Source organism: Dietzia sp. CQ4 (genome assembly GCF_014145125.1).
GTDB classification, from domain to species: Bacteria; Actinomycetota; Actinomycetes; order Mycobacteriales; family Mycobacteriaceae; genus Dietzia; species Dietzia natronolimnaea.
Genome location: NZ_JAALDZ010000062.1, coordinates 1 through 2329 on the forward strand (window position 1 = coordinate 1; position 2329 = coordinate 2329).

At 72.1% G+C, this 2329-nt stretch carries 2 protein-coding genes; one reads left to right on the plus strand and one right to left on the minus strand.

Annotated features, from left to right (window positions below):
* A partial coding sequence (locus G6031_RS04325; protein WP_182652558.1) for a GMC family oxidoreductase occupies positions 1–1568 on the minus strand: 1568 nt, incomplete at its 3' end.
* Between the two features lie 165 nt (positions 1569–1733).
* Here G6031_RS04325 and G6031_RS04330 point away from each other — a divergent pair.
* The coding region (locus tag G6031_RS04330) for an alpha/beta hydrolase fold domain-containing protein (RefSeq protein WP_182652559.1) at positions 1734–2329 on the plus strand (596 nt) is incomplete at its 3' end.

Consider the following 2329-nt stretch of genomic DNA (forward strand, 5'->3'; position numbering starts at 1 on the left):
CGGGCGGCGTGGCGGGCGGCGAAGCGCTCGGCCATCGCGGTGATGGTCAGGCTCGGGTTGACGCCCACGTTCGCGGGAACAGCCGAACCGTCGACCACGTACAGCCCGGGATGGCCGAAGACCCGGTGATCGGTGTCGATCACACCGTCCGCCGCCGACTCTCCCATCGACGCGCCACCGAGGACGTGCGCGGTGATCGACTTGCCGCCCACGCTCTCCAGCAGCAGGTTGAGCGGCCGCCCGCCCACCGACTCCGCGAACCTGCGCGCGACCTCGTTGGCCTGCGGCAGGTAGCTCGGGGCCCGGGTGCCGCCCACCACTCGCGATCTGAGCACCCGCCGCCACGGGCGGACCGGCGAGCGGTCGAAGACCAACCGGATCTCGTTCTCCACGTTCTGCATCACGGTGAACACGCTCAGGCGCGCGATGAAGTTGCGGGCGGTCATCAGCCGAATCTGCTGCCACGGCGCTCGCGCGAGCCGGGTCAGTGTCGCCCGCCGCCGCCTGGCCGGGTCCTCGCCGTCGACGAGTGGGCCCAGCTGGAAGCGCATGTGCCATCCCCCGACGTAGCGGTTCTGCGTCACGTGGGTCGCCGCGTCGGGGTAGAACTCGCTGGAGATGGTGGGGCCGCGGGTGAGATCGGTGCGGGGGTCGTCGGCCAGGACGGCGGTGATGGCCTCGGAATTGGTGCGCACGCGCTCGCCGAGCCGTGGCGAGACGCGGGGGAGGAGACCCTGTTCGCGGGAGCGGAACAGTAGTTCGACCGTGCCCAGGACACCGGCGGCCAGGACGACCTCCCCCGCGCGGAACCTCTCGCCGCCGGCCGCGCGCACCTCGTAGCCGCCGCCCGGGAGTTCCGCGATCGCCTCCACCCGCGTCTCGGGTCGGATACGGGCGCCGCGCTTCTCGGCCAGCCACAGGTAGTTGAGGTCCAGTGCGTTCTTGCTCCCGTAGGGGCAGCCGATCAGGCACGCCCCGCAGAGGCGACAGCCGGTGCGGTCGGGCCCCTCGCCGTCGAAGTACGGGTCCGGCACGGTCACCCCCTCCTCGCCGAACCAGATGGCCATGGGCGTGGGGCCGTACGTCCGGTCGGCCCCCATCGAGCGGGCGGTGGCCTGCAGGTGCAGATCCATCTGTCCGACGTGGCGGGTGGTCTCGCGGCCGAGCATGCGCGAGGCGGTCCGGTAGTGCCCGGCGAGCTCATCGCGCCAGCCGGCGGCGGACGCGGGCCAGGCGGGGTCGGTGAAGAACTCGTCCTTCGGCTCGAGCAACACCCCGGCCCACACGATGCTGCCGCCGCCCACCCCCGCGCCGCCGATGATGCCGACATGACGCAGCACCCGCTGCCAGAAGAAGCCGCGCAGGCCCAGTCCGGGCATCCAGAGGTACCTGCGCGGGTCCCTGCGGGCGGCCAGGAGATCGTCGGGGGAATGACGACGACCCTGTTCGAGCACCAGGACCGTGAGCCCCTGCTCGGCCAGCCGGAGGGCGCTGACCGCGCCACCGAACCCGCTGCCGATTACGATCACGTCGGCGGCGTCCGCGTGCCGCTGTGGGCCTCGATCCATGACGCCGAGTCTAGGACGGGTGTCCAGGATCCGGGCCCGATCGGCGGGGACCGGGGCGTGCGCGGGAGGGCCGATCCGGGATTTTCCGGGAACTACTGGACGCGCGTCCAAGTTCGGCATACGGTGGTCGCACCTCCAGTTCGGCCTCGCAGAATCGATACCCAGATGAGCCCCACGCACAGACCTCTCGCGGAACGCGTGCTCCGCCGCGTCATCCGCCTCATCGGGGCGGCACCGTCCCCGATCCAGCGACTGATCGCCGGGCCCCCGGTCCGGGTCGACGGGCAGCAGCTCGGCCTCGAAGCCCAGGTCGGCACCAGACTGTTGAACCTCGGGGTGTCCGAGACCTTCGAACAGATGCCGCTGGACCGGGGACGGGACCAGATCGCGGGCGAGGCCTTCGTCTTCGGTCACCAGACCCCCGTCGAGACCGTCCGTCCCCTCACCATCCCCGGTCCGAACGGCCCGATCCCGGCTCGCCTGTACCGGCCCGCGGGGATCGAGGGGCCGAGCGCCGCCCTGGTGTACCTCCACGGTGGCGGCTGGGTCCTGGGCGACCTCGACTCGGGCGACTCGGTGTCCCGCTTCCTCGCCGCCCACACCCCGCTGACCGTCATCTCGATCGACTACCGGCTGGCTCCGGAGCACCCGTTCCCCGCCGGCCTGGACGACGCCCTCGCGGCGTTCGGGCACGTCGTCGAGCACGCGGCGGAGTACGACCTCGACCCACGGGCGATCGCGATCGGGGGCGAGAGCGCGGG